The organism is Caenibacillus caldisaponilyticus, from assembly GCF_002003465.1.
GTDB classification, from domain to species: domain Bacteria; phylum Bacillota; class Bacilli; order Bacillales; family Sporolactobacillaceae; genus Caenibacillus; species Caenibacillus caldisaponilyticus.
Genome location: NZ_BDDQ01000013.1, coordinates 69,571 through 89,556 on the forward strand (window position 1 = coordinate 69,571; position 19,986 = coordinate 89,556).

Consider the following 19,986-nt stretch of genomic DNA (forward strand, 5'->3'; position numbering starts at 1 on the left):
CGGCGTTTGGCGCCCGGCTTAAACCGTCGAGCGCTCAACCGCTTTGATGCATGGGCGGATGCGTCGGCGCCCGCCCCAGAACAAACCGGGACAGCTCTTGCCGGATCCGTGCCGACCGCACGCCGAAGCCGCCGGCCAATCCCGGCATAAACGAAGGATGGAAAAACTCCGGAAGGAAGGGTATGATTTGAAATAAGGCGCGCATGCCCCTCAGCCTTCGCCTTTTAAAACAGAGAAAGGAGAAAACCATGGAACCGCATTTAATTTGTCTCGATTTGGACGGCACACTTCTTAGGACGGATAAAACGATCAGCAAGCGAACGGAAGCGGTCATCCAAGCATTAAAAGAAAAAGGCCATCTCATCATGATCGCGACCGGCCGCCCCTATCGCGTGAGCAAGGAATATTACCGGCAATTGCGCCTCGAAACGCCCATCGTCAATTTCAACGGCGCATACGTGCATCATCCCGATGATCCCGGCTGGGGCGTCTACCACACCCCGATTCCGCTCCCCGTCGTTGAAAACATTTTGCGGACGTGCGAAGCGTTCCACTTGCAAAACATCATCGTCGAGCATATGGATGACGTTTATATCAAAAACTACGATGCGGAGTTGACGGAATCCTTCAAGGTCAATGTCGGCCAACTGCAAATCGGACCGATTTTCGAAAACCTTAAAACCGATCCGACGTGCGTGCTCATCCAGACGGAAAACAGCGAAACGGAACGGCTGCTGAAAGCGCTCGATACCCAATATACTGATGCCGTGCATCAACGCTCATGGGGAAATCCGTCCAACATGATTGAAATCATCCGCAATGGCGTAAACAAAGCAGTCGGGATCAAACGGGTGGCTGAATATTATCATATCCCGCGCGAGCGGATCATCGCCTTTGGCGACGAAGACAACGATTTGGAAATGCTGGCTTACGCCGGCCGAGGCATTGCGATGGGAAATGCCGCCGAACGCATCAAGCAAGCCGCAGACGACGTCACGCTGACCAACGACGAAGACGGCATTGCCGCCTATTTGGAACGCCTTCTGTGATCGCCGCGGTTTTGAACGCCCCTCGCCGCGCTGCGGCTTCAGAAAAGCGTTCCACCCGGCTCCCCGCGTTTGCTCGCGCTTCCCAATAGAACCTTTATAAATTGTTGACAAAGGCGAAGCACAAATCCTAAGTTTATAATGGGTTGTTTTTTGCAGAATGGGGTGACGCGAATGCACGTCTATGAATTGACAAAAGATGCGAAGGACGACATCATCAACAACCTCGCCGAATTATACATGCAGCAGATTTCAGTCGGAAAAAATGAAAAAACGTTCAAGCTTGCCGTACAAGGCATCCGTTTATCTTTGGAAGACCATTCTCCGGCGCGGATCGTCATTGCCGAGGACGGCAATGAAATTCTCGCTTCGCCTTTCTTAATGTCGGCGTGAGCCTCCGCACCGGCGGCCATTATCTCTGGCTGAACGAACTCTACGTGCACAATCAATACCGCAACAAAGGGATCGGCAGGAAATTGCTCTTATATGTCATCCACATGGCGGAAAGGGAAAATATCAAAACCATCGAGCTTGAAACCGGCGTAAACAATTCCATCACGAAACACATCTATCAATCCCTCGGATTCTATGAGATCGTCTCCAAGCGCTACGGATTTTCTTTTTAACGTTTTTCGAACCGGAAAGCGGACGAGCGCCGCTCATGACGCCAAACTCATCCTTCAGGCGGCGATCGAAACGGGCGCGCAACCACGGGATCCCTATGGCCGTTGCGGAAGTGACCGGACTCATTGTCACGCCGCCGGCGGTTATTGTAAAATGAATCAAGAGATATGCGAGACGGTATCGCCTTCATCCAAGCAAACCTTGCAAGCATTTAAATAAGGAGGAAGACGCCATGGCCATTGATGTGAGACCGGAGCGGACACCCAACCCGAACGCGATGAAATTTACCGCCGCCAGACAATTGTTTAACGGAAGATTGATCGCCAAAAAAGGCGACAACGTCGATCATCCGTTGGCGCAAAAATTGCTGGAATTGAACGGGGTTGACAACATTTTCGGCTACGAACATTTTGTCACCGTAAACAAAACCTTTGATGCCGACTGGAACGACTTGCTCCCCGAAATTGAGAAAGTGTTCGAAACCACTTCGATCTAAACGCAGACATCCTCGACGGCTGAACAGGCAATCGCAGTTATTTGTTGCCAAATCAGTCCGTCTTTTTTTATGGCCGAAAAAGGGTCTCCCCATGCTTTTCACGGCATCGCCACTCTATCGGCCGACCGACGGAAACGCGGCTGGAGACGGCCGCATCCCTTTTTTCAATCCTCCTTCCGGAAAAAACCGACGATTTCCGTCGTCTCCATAATGTTCGTAAACGCGCGGGGATCCGTTTCCTGAATGATGCGCTCGAGCGTATACAATTCATAACGCGTCAAGACGATCAACAGCAAATCCTTATCCTTGCCGGTATAGCCCCCCTTGGCAGCCACCTTGGTGATCCCGCGGACAAGGCGATGGTAGATCGCCTGGGTGAGCTCCTCCCCTTTTTCGGTGACGATCATCGCCGTCAATTTGACATAACGCGTATGGATGGCATCGATCACCCTGGAAGTGACGTATAAAGTCACCATGGTGTACAGCGCCCGCTCCCACCCGAAGAAGAAACCGGCGGACAGGACGATTAGGCCGTTCAAGATGAAGTAATAAATCCCAATCGGGCGATCCTGGGTCTTGGACAAAATCATGGCAATGATGTCCATGCCGCCGGTGGATGCCCCGTACTTGAGGGTCAAGCCGACGCCGATCGCCCCAATGACGCCCCCGAACACGGCGTTCAACAACGCGTTTCCCGAAAGCGCCTGGACGGGAATGAGCGTTAAGGCGAACGTGGTGACCAAGACGCTCAACATGCTGTATAGAGTAAAGCGGCGACCGACGCGGAGCCAGGCGAGTACGGTAACCGGAATGTTCAAAAGAAAGAGGACGACGCCGGTATTCAAAGAAAGCGGCGTGTATTGATGCGCCAGCGCCGCGAGCAATTGCGCCGCCCCAGTAAAGCCGCTTGATAATATGTGGGCGGGGATGAGAAACGCGTTCAAAGCGAAGGCGTTCAAAACGGCGCACGCGATCACGATGCACGTGACTTTGATTTCATTCCACAATAGCCGCAACCTTCTTCCCAAATGGCCTCTGTAAAAAAGTGTGCCCTTTTGCCAAAAAATCACACGCACCGGTCGGCCGCCGCCGGAACCCCGTCCTTCCGGCTTCTCCCGAAAGGAAAATCAGACGCACGACCAGCCGTTGCCACGCAACGGTGACATGGAGCCGATTGAAAAAGGCGCCAGTCAAGCATCGGGGCGGATATTTTCCCGCTTCGCCCGCAACTTTTTGATGGCGCTTTTTTTCCACGACCGGACGGTATCTTGGCTGACGCCGTACAGTTCAGCGATCGCGGCGGTCGGAAGGTCATGGACTAAAGCCGCTTGAACCCATTGTTTCTCCCTTTTGGACAAGGTCCGCATGGTCTCATCGAGCCATAATCCATCCTGTACGACGTGAGCGGGCGCCGCGGTTTCGAGGAGCGCGGGATCCGTCGACACAAAGCGCGCCTCGCGTCTTCTGCGTCTCCTCAGTTCCGAAAGCAGCCGGCCGCGCACGACCGCCTGGGCATAAGCGGGAAACGGACCTTTTTCGGGTTGATAACGACGCGCGGCTTCCCAAAGCGCAATGAGGGCGATCTGCCGGCATTCATCCGGTTCCCGCAGCCCGCGGACCTGTGCGATCCATTTTCGGATCAAAAGGTCATATTGACGGACGAGGCGGTCAAACTCTTGCCCACCTCCAAACAACACGAAAGCCTCCCATTGGGCAGCGCTGTCCCGCATTTCCCGGGTATCCCCATCATAATGAAAAGGCCCGAGGCTTCACCAAGAGGCAAAACGCCGTTTTCGGAAAAATCGGGCGAACGAATCCGGCGGAACCTTGCGGATTACGCGCGTTTTCCGGTCCGGACGCCGCCGAAAAGAAGTGTTCTCCCCTTTTGTCGCATCTTTCTGCGTGCCCCGCGGCCCTTCGGCGCCGCTCCTATAAGACGCAGTCCCCGGTACCCGGCGGCACGGTGATCTTATGGTAAAAGCTGTTATCGTTCGTTTGCGCGTTCGGTGGAAAGCTAACGGAAAACACCAGAGGAGTGAAGACGATGCACACGATGTGGAAAGGGTCGATCGGATTCGGCCTCGTCCATATTCCGATCAAGCTTTACGCCGCAACGGAGTCCAAAGACATTCATTTCCGCTCGCTCCACGCGGCTTGCCATACCCCGATCCGTTACCGAAAATATTGTCCGGTCTGTGAAAAAACCGTGGAAAACGAAGAAATCGTCAAGGGCTACGAGCATCAGCCCGGGGAATTCGTCCCGGTCACCGAAGAAGAAATCGAGGAGATCAGGGGGAAAAACGCCCGCACGGTGGAAATTCTCGACTTCATCCGCCTCGAAGAAATCGACCCGATTTACTACAACAAATCCTATTTTGTCGGCCCGAGCGAAAACGGCGAAAAGGCCTACGCCCTGCTGCGGCAAGCGATGACCGACACCGGGAAGATCGGCCTTGCGCGCTTCACGTTTCATTCCAAAAGGCATTTGGCGGCCGTCCGCGTTTATCAAAACGGCTTATTGTTGGAAACCTTGTTTTATCCGGATGAGATTCGCCCAGTCGAACGCGTTCCGGGGCTGGACAAGACGACCGACGTGAACGAACGGGAACTGGAAACCGCCAAGCAGCTCATCAATCAGCTCACCGCGCCGTTCGATCCGAAAAAATACAAGAATGACGATCGCGAAGCGCTTGAGCGCTTAATCGCGGACAAAATCGCCGGCCATAAAACGGTGGCGCCGCCGCAAACCGCGAAGCCGGCGAACATCGTCGATCTTTTGTCCGCGCTGGAAGCGAGCCTCGCGGAAACACCGGCCAAACGGCCGGCCGCCGGCACCCGTCCGGCTAAAAAGAAACCGCTCACCGCGCAAAAGAAAAAGAAAGCGTGAAAAGACCAGCGCGGGCGGACAGCCGTCGGAAAGGGAACGGGCGGGCATAAGCCGCCTGGCCTTTTGACGAACGCTACAAAGCCCGACGGTGCCCGCCAATTGTATTCGGCGAAACTTTCTTGACTGATCCGAACCGCGTTCGTGTTTTTAGACAAGGTGACGCGGCATGCGCTAGGCGTCCGGATCGCGCATCAATCTTTCCTCAAACACGCAGGTTTCCGGAGAGGCGTCCACGACCGCTTGAATCACAGGCTGGCGAAGCGTTTGTCCCTTTAGCCATTCCGCAAAACGCACCTTGACGGCGATGGCCGGTTTCACCCAGACGACGGCGCGATCGCTTGCCGGCTTATTATTAAACGGCCGTTCATGTATCTTCATGCGCATGAGGCGATCGGTCAACTTCCGCCATTCCTCGTGCGTTAATTTGCCGGCGCCCGCATGCCCGATGTAAAACAAGCGGCCTTGGTCATCATACAAGCCAAGCAACACGGCGTTCGGCGCGCCGTCCTTCATCGCCACCCCGCCGATGACGGCCAGCACGTCCTTGTAATTTTTTATTTTGATCCATTCCTTCTTTTCGCCTAAAAAATAAGGAGAGGTCAAGCGCTTCATGACGACGCCCTCCATGTCGTGCGCCTTGACCGCTTGAAAAAGCCGGTCGCCGTCTGGGTGCGAGGCGACGATTTGCACGCGCGAATCCGGCACGATGATGTCCTTCAAAATATCCAAACGCTCCTGCAACGGCCGGCGGCAGAGCCAGACATCATCCGCCAGCAAAACATCAAAAACCATATAAACGATCGGCACGCGGCCGGCCACTTGGCCAATCCGATCCAACCGCCTGAGACCGTCGCGCTTCATCACCTCGTGAAAGGACGGTTTCCCGTCTTCGGCCAGCGCGATCACTTCCCCGTCCAATATAACGGAAGCGGCGCGGCAATAGGCCTTGATTTCCGCCAATTCCGGATAATGCGCGGTCCTTTCCCGCCGCTTCCGGTTGAACAGTTTGACCGTTCTCCCGTCAAAATACGTCAACACCCGGACGCCGTCCCACTTGATCTGGGCAATCCATTCGCCGCCCTCTGGTATTCGTTCTCCGGAAACCGGCTCCATCGGCACGACCGGCTGCCATTTCATCGCCTTTTCCTCCCATCCGTTCCCCGTGAAGAGCCCGGGCAACCCCATGATGGCATCCGCTAAACATTATGGCGGACAACCTGCTTTTCTATAACCCGCCCATTCGCATATTTCGCGCCGTTTGCCGCAGATTATATAAATAAGAAGTCCGCTCGCGGCAAAAAACGACGGAAGGAAAGCGGAAACGCTTTTGCAAGGCACCTAACGCTGGCGTTGATTTAACGGCAAAATGGGGTATTGCATGGCCTCTTGCGGCAAAGCAAACATCCCGGCCGCAAACAGATTTTTCGCTTCGGCTCAGGCTCTGTCAATCTTGTGGCGAAATATGAACGGCAAAAAGAATGCGGATGATTTACGAAAGGAAGGATCGCGGGTGGGGACGAGCGACGGGCAAACCGTTTCGATCGACGGCAATGAATTGCGGTTCACGCATTTGTCCAAGGTTTTGTGGCCGAAAAAAGGGCTCCGCAAGGCGGATTACTTGAAATACGTCTATGAGGTCTCGGCATATATGTTGCCGTTTCTTCGCGGGCGCGCCTTGACTTTGTTGCGCTACCCCGACGGCGCGGACGGAGAAGCCTTTTATCAAAAAAACTGTCCGGATTATGCGCCGGAATTTATCAAAACCGTGAGAATCGGCGATATCAATTATATCGTCGGCGACGGCCTGCCGACGCTCATGTGGTTGGCCAATCAGCTGGCGTTCGAAATCCACGTCCCGTTTCAAACGGCCGACCTTACCCGCCCGAGCGAGATCGTTTTGGATCTCGATCCCCCGTCGCGGGCCGAATTTGCCTTGGCGGTGCGCGCCGCGCTCATGATTAAAGCGATTCTCGACCGCTTTCGCCTCGCGAGCTTTGTCAAAACATCGGGCAATAAAGGCCTGCAGGTTTACATCCCGTTGCCCGACGATGTTTTTACGTATGAAGAAACGCGAGCGTTCACCGCTTTTCTCGCTCGCTATTTGACCGAAAGCGAACCCGGCCTGTTTACGACCGAGCGCTTGAAAAAGAACCGTGGACGAAGGCTGTACATCGATATCGTCCAGCATGCCGAAGGCAAAACGATCATCGCCCCATATGCCGTCCGCGGCAACGCCGATGCGCTCGTCGCCACCCCGCTGTATTGGGAAGAAGTGACGCCCGGGCTGCGCCCGGAACAATTTCCGCTCGATCAAATACCGAAGCGCTTGGCCGCGAACGGCTGCCCGTTCTCTTCATTCTTTGAGGCGAAAGCTTCCCAACCGTTTCGCCAAATCATCGACACGCTTAAACATCAACAGCAGAAAGGGGCTTCCGTATGATTGTCAATCTGGTGTTAAAATTGGTGCTATCCCCGATCATCGTGATTTTGTGCGACCTGTTCAGCCCTTATCAAATCAACTACGGCTCCGTCTATGAAGCGCTCGTGGTCGGCCTTTTCATCGCTGTGGTCAATTTTGCGATTGAATGGCTGATGCTGACCAGAGGCACGTTGTGGGTGACAACGATTTTGGACTTCGTCGTGACGATGTCGATCGTCTTTTTCGGCACGATGGCCTATAACGACGCCATCATAAGCACCGTCGGCGCCTTGATGATCAGCTTGCTGATCACCATTATGGAATATTTGCTGCACGCCTGGCTCTTGCGGCAAAATTGGAAAACCCGGCTGGTCGCAAAATGACCCAAAAAGCCCGCACTGTGATAACCGCCGGCGCACGGCTAACGGTCGTCGATGTCGACGCCGTACGTTTCCAGCCAGTAGTTGATTTGCGCGAGATGGGCGATAAGCTGCGGGCCGGTCATCAGTTGTCCGAACCACGGCACTTTAAAAGACCGCCCTTCGCTTTCCAAAATGTCTTCAACTTTGCCCTTATCGATTAAGTTCAGGAGCGGCGCCGACGGCCGAGCGATCACATCCTTGAGCCATGCGCTCACCGCTTTCGTGTAAGCCGGATGGTGCGTTTTCGGATATGGGCTTTTTTGGCGATTCAACACAACCTCTGGCAGCACATCTGCGAGCGCCGCCCGCAATACCCCTTTTTCGCGGCCGTTCAGCATTTTTATTTCCCAAGGAATATTCCAGACGTACTCGACCAAGCGGTGGTCGGCGTAAGGCACGCGCACTTCCAGGCTCGCCCCCATCGACATGCGGTCTTTGCGGTCCAAAAGTGCGGTCATGAACCAATTCATGTTTAAATAAAATAGTTTGCGGCGCTCGGCATCGCGCTCTTCTTCCCCGTCCAATAGCGGCGTTTCTTCTGCAGATTCCAGATAGCGGTCATAGGCGTAGTCCTTTAACCTTAAACGCCGGCGCCAGACGTCGTTCAACAGCGCTTGGCGTTGATCGAGCGACCGCATCCACGGGAATCCTTCGCGCGCCGACGTTTCCGGCTTGTGGAACCAAGGGTAGCCGCCAAAAATTTCATCGGCGCATTCGCCGGACAAGGCCACCGTCGCTTCTTCTTTGATCCTTTCGCAAAACCACAAAAGCGAGGCGTCGACATCGGCATAGCCGGGCATGTCGCGCAGTTGGACGGCCCGTTTCAACGCAGCGACGAGCGCTTCGTTCGCAATGACTTCGCTGTGGTGCACCGATCCGATGAAGCGGGACATCAAATCGACGTAATCGCGATCCGCATTCGGCTGAAACACGCTCGCTGTAAAGTATTGGTCATTCCCTTCATAATCGATGGAATACGTGTGCAGAGGGCCTTTGCCGTTTTCTCGGTAGTATTCGGCCGCAATCGCCGAGATCGCGCTGGAATCTACGCCGCCGGAAAGAAAGGTGGCGACGGGGACATCGGCGTACAATTGGCGGCGAACGGCATCCGTGACCAAGGCTTTCACGCGCGCGACCGTATCGCCGACGGAATCCGCATGCACCTCGCTTTTTACGTTCCAATAGCGAAACACGTTCACGCCGGCTTCCGTATAAGTCAACGCGTGGCCCGGGCGCAGCTCGGAAATGCCCTTATAGACGCCGTGCCCCGGGGTTTTCGACGGGCCGAGCCCAAAGATTTCCGCCAGGCCTTCGCGGCCGATAACCGGCTTCACTTCGGGATGTACGAGCAACGCTTTGATCTCTGAACCGAATAAAAAATACCCGTTGCCGACGTGATAAAAGAACGGTTTAACGCCCAGGCGGTCGCGGGCGGCAAACAATTTTCTTTCGCTTTCGTCCCAGACGGCAAAGGCGTAAATGCCGTTCAAGCGCTCAAGACACGCTTCTTTCCATTCCATATATGACGCAAGCAGCACTTCCGTATCGGAATGGCCGCGAAACTTATAACCTTTCGCCAGAAGTTCTTTGCGCAATTCCTCTGTGTTATACAATTCGCCGTTATATACCAGGGTGTACACGGCGTGGTTCAGCGTTTTTTGCATCGGCTGGCGGCCGCCTTCGGGGTCGACGACGATGAGCCGGGCATGTCCGAAGGCGGCATTCGGCGTCAGCCAAATGTTTTGTTCATCCGGCCCGCGATGATGCAGGCTTTCCGCCATGCGGACGATTGTCGGCCTTTCTTTTCGCAAATCCCTTCGCCAGTCAATCCAACCCGTTATACCGCACATTCACCTCATCCTTTCTTAACGAGTGCGGGCGATGGCCCAATGCTACCCGTGGTTAATGTATGCGGCCGCGGTGAAGGTGTGACTGGCGCGGCATTTGGCGCCTGGGTCACCGTTGGCCGCCGCCAGCCCGCGCCTCATCGCCGGCGTTTGGCGAATAAAAAAAGAGACCGGAGAGCCCCCTGCGCGCCTCCGGACAACGATATGACGTTATGACCACTTGGTGTGATCCGCTCACGTCTCGCCGGCTTCCGATCTCCGGGCACTGTTCATTGTTCAGCCGACAGCTTTCAACCCGGCGCTCACGCCGTCCTCGAACATCCGACAACCGCCATTTTAGGACCGGCGGCCTTTGCGGCTCCAAACGGCTTGTGCCCGTCTCTCCCAATAAAAACGTCAGCCGTATTGGAAACGAACGACTGACCGCAAAAACCGGTTTGGACACCGTTTAAATAAGCGAACTTCCCCCGCTTTTCTCAAAGCCTGGCCCATGAAAGGTTCAGGAAACTTTGTTTTTCTTAATGAAGGATTCGAAGTCTTCAACCGGGACGGGTCTGCTGTAATAAAAACCTTGGGCGACGTGACATCCGTAGTCGCGAAGAAGGTGGAGCTGCTCCGCGGTTTCCACGCCCTCGGCGACCGTTTTGAGCGACAGCCCTTGACACATCGTAATGATCGCCTGGACGATGGCGCTGTCCCGGCTGTCCGCCGTCAAGTTGCGGATGAACGATCGATCGATCTTTAACGTGTCGATGGAAAAATCCTTGAGATAACTCAGGGCGGAATATCCCGTTCCGAAATCGTCCAGCGACACCCGGACACCGATCCGTTTTAATTCATTGACGAGCGCATTGCTGTATTGGATGTCGTGCAGCGTCGTGCTTTCCGTGATTTCCATGTGAATGTATTTCGGATCGACGCCTTCCTGCTGGATGATGCGCCGAACTTGTTTGACAAAATCCTTCTTTATAAATTGGTTCATCGAAACGTTGACGGAAACCGGGATCGGCTTGAACCCTTTCTCTTGCCATCTCTTGATTTGCCGGCAGGCGGATCGCAGCACCCACAAGCCGATGTCTTCAATCAGTCCGATTTCTTCGGCGATCGGGATGAATTGATCGGGCGGTACGATGCCAAGTTTCGGATGGCGCCAACGGATCAACGCCTCACAGCCGACGACGGTTTCGGTGCGAATATCAACCTGCGGCTGGTAGTAAAGCACGAATTCATCTTTTGCCAGCGCCCGGCGCAAATGCCCCTCTAACTCGATGCGACCGGAAAATTTTTCTTTCATGCCTTCCTCGTAATAACGGAAGGTGTTGTCGCCTTGCATCTTCGCCACATAAAGCGCGATATCGGCATTTTTCATCAACGTCTCTTCATTTTTGCCGTCGGTCGGGAAAAAGCTGATGCCCATGCAGACCGTCAGAAAATATTCGGCGCCGTTATAGACGATCGGATCGTCAAACGCGCGTTGCAACCTTTCAACCAAATGAACGACCGACCGCTTCGATTTAATGTGCGGAACGATGATGGAAAACTTGTCCCCTTCAAAGCGGGCGAGGAGCTGCGAGGCCAGCAAGCGGCTCTGGATGCGCTCGACGGCAAGTTTTAAAATCTGGTCGCCGACGAAATGGCCGACCGTATCGTTGATGTTTTTAAAGCGATCGATGTCGACAAAGATGACGGCGAGCCGCTCGCCGTTCCGCTCCGCATGGCCGACCAAGTAGTTCAGCGATTTTTCGAAAAGCGCGCGGTTCGGCAGGCCGGTCATCGCGTCGTGGTAAGCGAGGCGCTCGATCATGCTTTCGGCTTGTTTTTGCTCGGTGCGATTGACGGCGATGCCGTGCACGCCGATGATGCGCCCGTCCAAGCGAATGGGGATCAACGTGACCTTAAAGGGCAAGGAAGCGCCGTTTTTATGCACGAGATTCAAGTCAAACGTCCGCGTTTGGCCGTCCAGCGCCCTGAGAAAGTGGCGATGACAGGCGGCGCGCCTGGCGTCCTCGACAAAACAGGTGCCGGGACGGCCCACCAACTCCTTTTCTTTGTAATCGAGCTGTTCGGTCACGGCGGGGTTGACGCTTAACAGCCTGCCGCTTTCGTCCAATGAAAAAGAGCAATTCGGGCTGCCGTTAAACACCGCCTCGTAGCGCGCGGCCAGTTCGTGCTCGCGCCGCGCCGTCTTCACTTGGTTTAAAAGCTTGGATACCGCCGCATCGTCGACAACCGTCACGAGCATCCGAATTTCATTTTTATCAAGCGGGCTGCCGAACCATGACGCGCCGACCCCTTCAAACACATGGGCGTGAGGGAGGTAGGCGTCGATTTCCCTTTGGAGGTCAATGATCGTTTGGGAAAGCTCCGGATGGCGGAGCAACTGAATGAAGAGCCAGTTGTCGCGTCCGATGCCGTGTTCGGCCAAAAATCTTTTAAAGGCGTCAAAATTCGTGTACAAATGCTGGAACGTGTTCATCCATTTGACCTCCAAATCCACGGAAAGTTTCTAATGTTATAATAAGTCCATGTATAAAAAATGGGCGAATGCGTAAAAGTGACTATTCCCCATATTATATATCGACAGCTTTCCCCATCGTTTTTAGTCCAAAAAGAAAAAAAAAGAGATCGCCCGCCGCGATCTCCACACCTTATCCCAATACGCCGTAACCGATGTAAAAAACGGCGATCATTCCGACGAGAAGCAGTGCCCAAAACACGCCGGTCTTTTCGTTTTTCCGTTCCTTGGTTAATATCATTTCCATCATCGCGATCACGAGAAGGCCGAATAATCCCTTAACGGTCGGCCAACCGTAATTGCCGGCCTGATACCAGATGAAAACCAAGCGCGCCCCCGTGATAAACACAAGAACGAAGACGAGCCGGAGCACCATTTGGACGACTTTCAGAAAGGTCGTCCATCCGGCTTTCAAACCTATGTAACCTATGACAAAAAGAATTAACGCCAACGACCACAGTCCGACGTGCGCATGCAGCCACATCTGCTTTTCCTCCTTTGCCACCATGGATGCTTCCACTTTATATTATCAAAAAAATCCGAGGGCCGCCGACCTTCTCGCACGGTATCGGGAAACCCCTGACCGCTATTGATATTCGAAGCGGATGAAAGCCATTAACTCGGCAATCGCTTTCTTCTATACTTTTCAACGTCCCCGTCATAATACTGAACTTCAATTTGATTCGACCAATTTAAAATGGAACCGAACATGTTTCTAATGTCCAGCCCCGGCATCTCATAGGTCTTTTCATCATTCACCGTTCCGGTTGCATCTTCAATAAAAGTGACTTGATAACCTCTGTGAACCCCTGTGATGGCCGTGAACAAACAGCAGCATTCGATGCTGAACCCGACGATAAAGAGGTGATCGACGTTTGCGCTCTGCAAAATTTCATGCAAATTCGTTTTGGTAAATCCGCTCGGCGTTGATTTCTGAATGATGTAAACGGCACAATCTATAAACCCGGGATGGCGTTCACACCCTTCGGACCCTTCCGCGAGCGGGCTATCCGGGCAGAGCTCGTCCGAATCCACGTGTTGAAATAAGATCACCATTTGTTTGTCGGCCTTGAAGTCTTGAATCATCTCTTTTATTTCCCTCAGTTCATCCGTAAGCTCCTTTTGAGTTAAAATGCCTTTTTGCGGATCAAGGACCAATAGACACCCTTTCAATCGGGGCCTTAATACGCGAATGAAACATGATCGCGCTCATTATTAACCCTTGAAGCCGCTGCCATCCTAATATTTATTAAATTTTAAATTATATTTTATTTTATCGAACATTTCGTAGGCTGTCAATTTGAAGTGAGGATTGATAACTACTGGCGGAAATCACCGATTTTTCGAATGGTTCGTTCCGCGGTATAATGAATGCAGAAACCATCAAAAGGGGTGCTAACATGAACCGATCCGAATCGATCATCCGTCAAACCGAAAAATACGGGGCACGGAATTATCATCCGCTTCCCGTCGTCGTTTCCAAAGCGGAAGGCGTCTGGGTGGAAGATCCCGAAGGCCGCCGATACATGGACATGTTGTCCGCGTACTCCGCGGTCAACCAAGGCCATCGCCATCCGAAGATCATCGCGGCTTTAAAAAGGCAAGCCGAACGCGTCACGCTCACGTCGCGCGCCTTTCACAACGACCAGCTCGGCCCGTGGTATGAAAAAGTCGCCAAACTGACAAAGAAAGACTTGATCCTCCCGATGAACACTGGTGCGGAAGCCGTTGAAACCGCTGTCAAAGCGGCGCGGCGCTGGGGCTACGACGTCAAAGGCATCCCCGACGATCAAGCGGAAATCATCGCCTGCATCGGCAATTTTCACGGGCGAACGATGACCGCAGTGTCGCTATCCTCCGAACCCGAGTATAAACGTGGCTTCGGCCCGATGCTTCCCGGCATCAAGCTCGTGCCGTACGGCGATCTCGAGGCCTTGGAAGCGGCGATCACGCCGAACACCGCCGCCTTTCTCGTCGAACCGATCCAAGGCGAAGGCGGCATCCTCATCCCGCCGGAAGGCTACTTGCGAAAAGCTTATGAGTTGTGCAAAAAAGAAAACGTTCTCTTCCTCGCCGACGAGATTCAAACCGGCCTCGGGCGCACCGGCAAAATGTTCGCCTGCGACTGGGAAGAGGTCGAACCAGACGTCTACATCCTCGGCAAGGCGCTTGGCGGCGGAGTCATGCCGATTTCGTGCGTGGCCGCCAACGAAGAAATCCTCGGCGTCTTCGAACCGGGTTCGCACGGTTCTACTTTCGGCGGCAACCCGCTCGCCTGCGCCGTGTCGATCGCCGCGCTCGAGGTCATTGAAGAGGAAAAACTGCCGGAGCGGTCGCTCGAACTCGGCGCTTATTTCATGGAACAATTGAAAGCCATTCAAAATCCGATCATCAAAGAAATTCGCGGCAAGGGCTTGTTCATCGGCGTCGAACTGCACGAATCGGCCCGCCCGTATTGCGAAGCGTTGAAGGAACAGGGCGTGCTTTGCAAGGAAACGCACGAAAACGTCATCCGTTTCGCTCCGCCGCTCATCATTAAAAAAGAAGAGTTGGACTGGGCGATTGAAAGGATTCAAAACGTATTGTCCGTCAACGTCGCCCAATAACCGCCTATCAATCAAACGGGGCCAAGGACCGGAAACGCCGTAAGGGTTTTTCCGATCCGGCCCTTTCGTTTTTCTTGCAGTCGAAACCTGTACAAGCCACAAAGAAAGCCATCTCCCCGGGTACAGGGGGAGATTCCACGTGGATTAAAACCCGCAAATAATGCCGCGGCTTAAACTTTATGAAAAGGTTTATCCATGCGCTTTCCCGTCAAGCCGCCATCCGGGACGACATTTATCGGGCGATCGGTTTCATCGGAAATTGCACCGGCTTCAAGGACGGATCGATCACCTTCGTGCGGTAGCCGTGGGCTTTCAAGTACTCAAGCAAGGCCGGGAGGGCTTTGGCCGTCTCCGGGCGATCGTGAAGGAGAATGACCGGGGAACTCCTTGACCCTTTTCTGCGCATGGTTTCCAATTGTTTTTCCGTCGCGCGGACGAAGCGAACGTCGCGATAATCCCAGTCATGGCTATCGACATTCCAATCCCACATGATAAACCCCGCGTTTTGTTCCGCCTGGCGCTCGGCCGGCGTCATATAGGGCACGCTCCCGTACGGAACGCGGATCAATGGGGTGTGGATGCCCGTCAACTTTTTCAGCGTGCTCTGGGCCGTTTTCATTTCCCCGACCGCGGTTTGCTGCGAGCGATAAAACTTGTGCACATCATGGGTGACGCCGTGCAGGCCGCAACCAAATCCGTCTTCGGCTATGGCTTTGACGGCGGCGGGAAACCGCCTCATGTTCGGCTCCAGCATGAAAAAGGTCGCGTTCATGCGATATTGTTCTAGTAGGTGCAAGATCGTCAGGGTCGCGGCCGATGGCCCGTCGTCAAACGTGAGAAAAACGACGGATGGATCATCGATCGGACGCCCGCCGATCGCGGCGTCCCCGCCTTGGCTGCCGCCGTCATGATTCTTAGAAGACGGCGGCGCGCCCTCTTTTCGATCCATACCATCCCGATTCTCCGACTGGTCCGTTTTATTTTTCGTCCCGCTGCGGCTGTCTTTCTTTTCCGGGCCCGCGCGTTTCGCCTCTTCCGTTTTCACGCGGCGCTCCCCGTTTTCTTTCCCCGTCGCGTCGGGCCTGGCGTTGCCCGTGGCTTTCTTCGGCTCGTCAACGGTGCGGGCGTTTGCCGGCTGTACAGCCGTCCGTTTCTCTGAATTTTCCTTCGTCTGTTCTCGCAGCGCACGGTCCGCCTTGGCGGCGAACGACGGTTTCGAACCTTCATAGATGGCCCAACCCGCGAGAAAGATTAAGAGAATCGCCAACCAAACGCATGCCGCCCATTTCCAAACACGGCGTTCTTTTTTTCTTTTCACCGATTTCCGCTCCCCTAACCTTGGTGCCGTCGGCGCTGAGCGACGGGAATGCCGATCATCGCTTAAAGCCGACTCGTCACGGCCGCAGAAAACGCCAGAACCAACGGCTTTCGGAGGGCCCCCTGCTGGAACAGGGGCGCATCCGAATCGCAGCGCTGCCAGCGTCCGCCTTCTCTAATCCGAATGTATCATGAAGTTTTCTTTTTTACAATAGGATTACAAGTATGATTTTAAGATGACAAGTTATATTATTTTCCCATGCTTCTGAGAAAAGGGATTACAATCAAAAGGAAAAATGGCTCAATCATGGCATCCGCCGAGGAGGTCGACGATGGCTAACTTGGAGATCCGCCCGATGTTGGCAAGGGATTATGAAGAATTGGTGGAAATCGAACATCTCATCTGGAACGAAACCAACACTCCAGCTCGCATCCATTGGCCGTCCGCCGAAGCCTACGGCCGGCAAAAGGCCGGCGAACTCCAATGGGTCGCGGTTCTCGACGGGAAAGTCGCCGGATATATCAACGCCCACCATAAGACGAAATTGGAAACCAACCGGCACGTCTATGAAATCGACATGGGGGTGCATCCGAACGCCCAAAGAAAAGGCGTCGGTCGCGCCCTTCTCAAAGAAATCGAACGGGTCGTCAGAGAGCGGGGCGGCCGCAAACTTTCGCTCAGAGTTTTAGAGACGAACCCCGGAGCGATCGCTTTCTATAAATCTTGCGGATTTCAAGAAGAAGGTCGCCTCGTCAAAGAATTTATCATCAACGGGCGCCCCGTCGACGACATCCTGATGTCTAAATTTTTATAATCCGCGCTTTCCGCAAACGGCGGGCGGGCCGTCCTGTTTTGGCCGCCTCTGATGGCTCTCAAGCAAAATCCGGGCTTGCGCTTAAGCCCGGATTTTTCCATTCAGGCCACTATAAATCCCACACCGATCAATGCAGCCAGGCGTTTAAAAAGATTTCCAAATCTTGTTTCGCTGGTTCGCCGATAAAGCGATCCGGAAGATGCGCCACAAAATCAAGCGTTTTTTGCAATTGTCGCCGCCGCATGGCATCGCCTTTCGCCCGTTCCGCCGCTTTCACGTGAACCTTTAAAGCGATTTTTATCGCGGGGCGAAGGGGCGAGCGGTCGATCAGCGCATAAAGATTGGCAAATGTCGGAGCGGTCACCGCGACCGCCGCCGTTTTGATTGGCTCCCAATTTCCGGCTTTATCAACGGATCGATAGGCCACCGTGGCGACGCCGTCGGCCGTCAAGCGGATGGGCGTCGAGTAATCGCTCCACGATCCAGCGTTCACGCGATAGATTGTCTTTTCAATCCCCGAGCGATCGTCCGTCGCGCCCAATCGGAGGATCGCCTGCTCCATAAACGACCCGTCCGAAAGCTTCGTCCCGGATAATTCCGCGGCCGTTTCAGGGGCAACGACATCGGCCTCTTTCAGGTCGTCAAGCGAACGGGGCTTCACTTGCCTCGTTCCCTTGAATTCGCTCGATATGCCGACGATGTCAAGCACGTCACCATTATGATACGAAAAGTCATCAAAAGTGGTGCCCGTCCGATTATCGAGCCGGACGGTCACTGATCCGTCCTCGCCCACCGCGGTGAACTCGGTCGTCCCGTAAACATCCGCCCGCCGGACATCGGCACGGTGACCTTGTTCAAGCGGACAAGGCGGCCTTCGTTCGCTTCGGCCACCCCGCCGGGCGTCACATCAAGCGGCGCGGGAAGGTCGGCCCTCCCCGACTTTTCTATCCGATACACCGGGCTGATCTCTCGTTCGCCGTTATATTCCGTCGTTTGACCGGTGATTTTTACCTTTTCACCCGGTTCAATGTCTTCATTTTGCTGATAGACATAAATGCCGCCCGTTCCGTCTTGAACGTAAAAGCCTTTGCCTCCCCACAGGCCCGTCCGCGTCGTCGCCACGCCTTCGACGGTAACGACCGAACCCTCAGGCAGGTTGCGGGCGTCCGCCACCGCGATCGCTTCCGGCGTTTCTCCCCCTTCTCCCGGCGGAAGCGGTTCGGGGGCCACATTCGCGATGGTGACCGATTCGGTGTACAGATTGTTCGATCCTTGTTTGAGCCTGAGGTTGGCCGCACCGAGCGCGCCCGTTTTAATGCGGACGTACAATTCCGTCTCCGCATGACCGCTCGCGTCGGCCGTCATCGCAAACGGTTCGCTGTATCCGTAAGCGGACGGCCAACTGGTTCCGTCCTGGCTGAATTGCCCCACTTGTTCGCCGCCTGGCAAATACAAGCCGACTCGCAAGTTGCTGACTTCGGCAAACGGTGCCCAATGATCGCCGGTGACGCGAATCTTAAAAATTTGTCCGTTCGCGGGAAGCTCATCTTGGTGGACAAAGCCGTAAGTCGGATTTTCCAGCGTTTTCCCTGAGCCGTAAGACCCGGCGGCAAAGGTCGCCGGATTCCACCATTCATAACCGGGGTTCGGAGGCGCCCATGGCTCCGGTTGCGGTTCGACCGATTGGGCCGGTTGCTCAAAATCGTGGAGCGCGGTCGGTTGATCCAGCGGGATGCCGCGGTCGGCAAAGCTCGTGTAGTCTTCCTGTTCAGCCAGCCAATCGAAAAGATGGATCAGAAGCACGGCATCATCTTGTTCTTCGAAACCGTCATAGGTCGTCTTCGGCTGGCCGGTGTCCTCGCGCACATAAAAAGGCGTGTCGTCCTCGATCGGCGACGAATCGCCGATGAAAGCAGCTTTACCTAGGCCGCGTTTGGCGATGGCCACCATCGGGCCTTCTGCCGTCCCCCCGCCGTCGTAAACGCCTTGATCGACGGCATTCGACCATGCCGGCGGATTTTCTGGAAGATAAACCAACCCCTTGGCGTGCGCGGGATCGAGAATCGCGAGCGTCGATCCGGCGTGCATGGCGACCGCGTGGACCCCTTCCGTGATGCCGAATGCGTCTTCCGGGGCGGTGATGCGGTCGGCCGTGACATCGCCGATCGCATTATATCTGAAGCGAACGCCGAAATGCTCGGCCAACCAATCCGAGCTCGTCACCCCTTGCATCGCCGCAGAGGATTTTTCGCTATCGCTCATGCCTTTCGTCGGATCATCAAACGCCCCGCGGCGATAGCCGTTGAAAATTTCGGAGGCGTCCCATCGGTTTTTATTGCGATCGGCGTTGTAATGATCGCCGATAAAGAAAAGGCTGCCGCCGGCGTCGACATAATCGAGCAACGCTTGCTGTTCGGATTGCTTGAACGGAATGTTCGCTTCCGGGATGACGAAGACGTCATAGTCTTTCAAATCATCGTAAGTGATCGGGCCCGATTTTCTCAGCTCTTGAATCTCAAAGCCATCTTCAGCCAGGCCTTCGGCGAAATCGGAAAAACCGCCGTTGATCACCCAATCGGCGGCACCGGCCGTTTCACCATGGGTGTTGTCGAAAAGGATTTTCTTCCCGGCATGTTCGTTGACCACTTTGGGCGCGATATGGGGCGCCGGTCCGCATACCGCGGTGATCGGACATTCGCTTTCGCTAGGCGCAACGGTCGTCGTCGCCCCACCGGTGGTCGCTTCGGTCGTTTTCGTCCATCCCGTTCCGTTGATGGTGAGAACGGCAGCGAGAACAACCGCCGACAGGATCCGAAATATCGGCAAAATCTTCTTCATCTTCATCCCCTTTTCGTTGTGTTATAATTGCAAACCTTCCAACTCTACTATAACGAAAAGAACGCTTGAAAAGACGAGACAAAAGACCGAGGGCCGAAGCCTTATTTTCGATCCTGCCGCCCTGCGCGTGATCAAAAAAAACCGACTTCACGCT

Annotated in this window: 19 protein-coding genes; 9 read left to right on the top strand and 10 right to left on the bottom strand. The window is 54.5% G+C overall.

Annotated features, from left to right (window positions below):
• The first annotated feature begins 248 nt into the window (after nt 1–248).
• The 4 genes from CCB157_RS04965 to CCB157_RS04980 all read left to right on the top strand — a co-directional run bounded on the left by CCB157_RS04965 (nt 249) and on the right by CCB157_RS04980 (nt 2,166).
• Nucleotides 249–1,049: a Cof-type HAD-IIB family hydrolase gene (locus tag CCB157_RS04965; protein ID WP_077614815.1), complete on the top strand. Its 801-nt coding sequence runs from the start codon at nt 249–251 to the stop codon at nt 1,047–1,049.
• Between the two features lie 171 nt (nt 1,050–1,220).
• Nucleotides 1,221–1,439: a hypothetical protein gene (locus tag CCB157_RS17970; protein ID WP_077614816.1), complete on the top strand. Its 219-nt coding sequence runs from the start codon at nt 1,221–1,223 to the stop codon at nt 1,437–1,439.
• Nucleotides 1,436–1,672, top strand: a complete 237-nt coding sequence (locus CCB157_RS17975) for a GNAT family N-acetyltransferase (protein ID WP_077614817.1) — start codon at nt 1,436–1,438, stop codon at nt 1,670–1,672. The genes CCB157_RS17970 and CCB157_RS17975 overlap by 4 nt, the downstream gene beginning before the upstream one ends.
• Before the next feature lie 230 nt (nt 1,673–1,902).
• On the top strand, nt 1,903–2,166 hold the full coding sequence (locus tag CCB157_RS04980) for a NifU N-terminal domain-containing protein (RefSeq protein ID WP_077614818.1): 264 nt from the start codon (nt 1,903–1,905) through the stop codon (nt 2,164–2,166).
• 164 nt (nt 2,167–2,330) lie between these two features.
• Here the strand turns inward: CCB157_RS04980 and CCB157_RS04985 are convergent, their stop codons facing one another.
• Both CCB157_RS04985 and CCB157_RS04990 read right to left on the bottom strand, forming a co-directional pair.
• Nucleotides 2,331–3,182, bottom strand: a complete 852-nt coding sequence (locus CCB157_RS04985) for a YitT family protein (protein WP_077614871.1) — start codon at nt 3,180–3,182, stop codon at nt 2,331–2,333.
• A 174-nt stretch (nt 3,183–3,356) separates the two neighbouring features.
• On the bottom strand, nt 3,357–3,860 hold the full coding sequence (locus tag CCB157_RS04990; protein ID WP_158077208.1) for a sigma-70 family RNA polymerase sigma factor: 504 nt from the start codon (nt 3,858–3,860) through the stop codon (nt 3,357–3,359).
• 350 nt (nt 3,861–4,210) lie between these two features.
• Between CCB157_RS04990 and ku the strand changes: the two genes are divergently transcribed.
• On the top strand, nt 4,211–5,053 hold the full coding sequence (ku, locus tag CCB157_RS04995) for a non-homologous end joining protein Ku (protein ID WP_077614820.1): 843 nt from the start codon (nt 4,211–4,213) through the stop codon (nt 5,051–5,053).
• Nucleotides 5,054–5,224: 171 nt separating this feature from the next.
• Here ku and CCB157_RS05000 read toward each other — a convergent pair whose 3' ends face one another.
• Nucleotides 5,225–6,190 (bottom strand): ATP-dependent DNA ligase, encoded by a 966-nt coding sequence (locus CCB157_RS05000; RefSeq protein ID WP_077614872.1) that lies wholly within the window; start codon nt 6,188–6,190, stop codon nt 5,225–5,227.
• 373 nt (nt 6,191–6,563) lie between these two features.
• On the opposite strand from CCB157_RS05000, the gene ligD reads away from it, so the two are divergent.
• The gene (gene ligD, locus CCB157_RS05005) at nt 6,564–7,493 is read left to right on the top strand and encodes a non-homologous end-joining DNA ligase (RefSeq protein WP_238594596.1); all 930 of its coding nucleotides are present in this window, start codon (nt 6,564–6,566) and stop codon (nt 7,491–7,493) included.
• Nucleotides 7,490–7,855, top strand: a complete 366-nt coding sequence (locus tag CCB157_RS05010) for a DUF2512 family protein (protein WP_077614822.1) — start codon at nt 7,490–7,492, stop codon at nt 7,853–7,855. The genes ligD and CCB157_RS05010 overlap by 4 nt, the downstream gene beginning before the upstream one ends.
• Before the next feature lie 38 nt (nt 7,856–7,893).
• On the opposite strand, the gene asnB is transcribed toward CCB157_RS05010, so the two are convergent.
• The 4 genes from asnB to CCB157_RS05030 form a co-directional block, all read right to left on the bottom strand.
• Complete coding sequence (asnB, locus tag CCB157_RS05015; protein WP_077614823.1) at nt 7,894–9,744, bottom strand: asparagine synthase (glutamine-hydrolyzing); 1,851 nt, start codon at nt 9,742–9,744, stop codon at nt 7,894–7,896.
• Between the two features lie 496 nt (nt 9,745–10,240).
• Complete coding sequence (locus tag CCB157_RS05020; RefSeq protein WP_077614824.1) at nt 10,241–12,217, bottom strand: putative bifunctional diguanylate cyclase/phosphodiesterase; 1,977 nt, start codon at nt 12,215–12,217, stop codon at nt 10,241–10,243.
• Between the two features lie 172 nt (nt 12,218–12,389).
• Nucleotides 12,390–12,740 carry a DUF1516 family protein gene (locus tag CCB157_RS05025; RefSeq protein ID WP_158077209.1) on the bottom strand — a complete coding sequence of 117 codons (351 nt, stop codon included), beginning with the start codon at nt 12,738–12,740 and terminating at the stop codon, nt 12,390–12,392.
• A 131-nt stretch (nt 12,741–12,871) separates the two neighbouring features.
• Nucleotides 12,872–13,429 carry an isochorismatase family protein gene (locus tag CCB157_RS05030; RefSeq protein ID WP_077614826.1) on the bottom strand — a complete coding sequence of 186 codons (558 nt, stop codon included), beginning with the start codon at nt 13,427–13,429 and terminating at the stop codon, nt 12,872–12,874.
• Nucleotides 13,430–13,656: 227 nt separating this feature from the next.
• Between CCB157_RS05030 and CCB157_RS05035 the strand changes: the two genes are divergently transcribed.
• Entirely contained in the window at nt 13,657–14,862 is a 1,206-nt protein-coding gene (locus CCB157_RS05035) for an ornithine--oxo-acid transaminase (RefSeq protein WP_077614827.1), read from the top strand.
• A 232-nt stretch (nt 14,863–15,094) separates the two neighbouring features.
• On the opposite strand, the gene CCB157_RS05040 is transcribed toward CCB157_RS05035, so the two are convergent.
• Nucleotides 15,095–16,180, bottom strand: coding sequence for a polysaccharide deacetylase family protein (locus CCB157_RS05040; protein ID WP_077614828.1), 1,086 nt, complete (start codon nt 16,178–16,180; stop codon nt 15,095–15,097).
• A 331-nt stretch (nt 16,181–16,511) separates the two neighbouring features.
• On the opposite strand from CCB157_RS05040, the gene CCB157_RS05045 reads away from it, so the two are divergent.
• Nucleotides 16,512–16,994: a GNAT family N-acetyltransferase gene (locus CCB157_RS05045; RefSeq protein WP_077614829.1), complete on the top strand. Its 483-nt coding sequence runs from the start codon at nt 16,512–16,514 to the stop codon at nt 16,992–16,994.
• A 127-nt stretch (nt 16,995–17,121) separates the two neighbouring features.
• On the opposite strand, the gene CCB157_RS05050 is transcribed toward CCB157_RS05045, so the two are convergent.
• Together CCB157_RS05050 and CCB157_RS05055 are read right to left on the bottom strand one after the other, a co-directional pair.
• Nucleotides 17,122–17,769 carry an OmpL47-type beta-barrel domain-containing protein gene (locus CCB157_RS05050; protein ID WP_077614830.1) on the bottom strand — a complete coding sequence of 216 codons (648 nt, stop codon included), beginning with the start codon at nt 17,767–17,769 and terminating at the stop codon, nt 17,122–17,124.
• Complete coding sequence (locus tag CCB157_RS05055; RefSeq protein WP_193432259.1) at nt 17,766–19,832, bottom strand: hypothetical protein; 2,067 nt, start codon at nt 19,830–19,832, stop codon at nt 17,766–17,768. Before CCB157_RS05055 ends, CCB157_RS05050 begins: the two co-directional genes overlap by 4 nt.
• Nucleotides 19,833–19,986 lie beyond the last annotated feature (154 nt).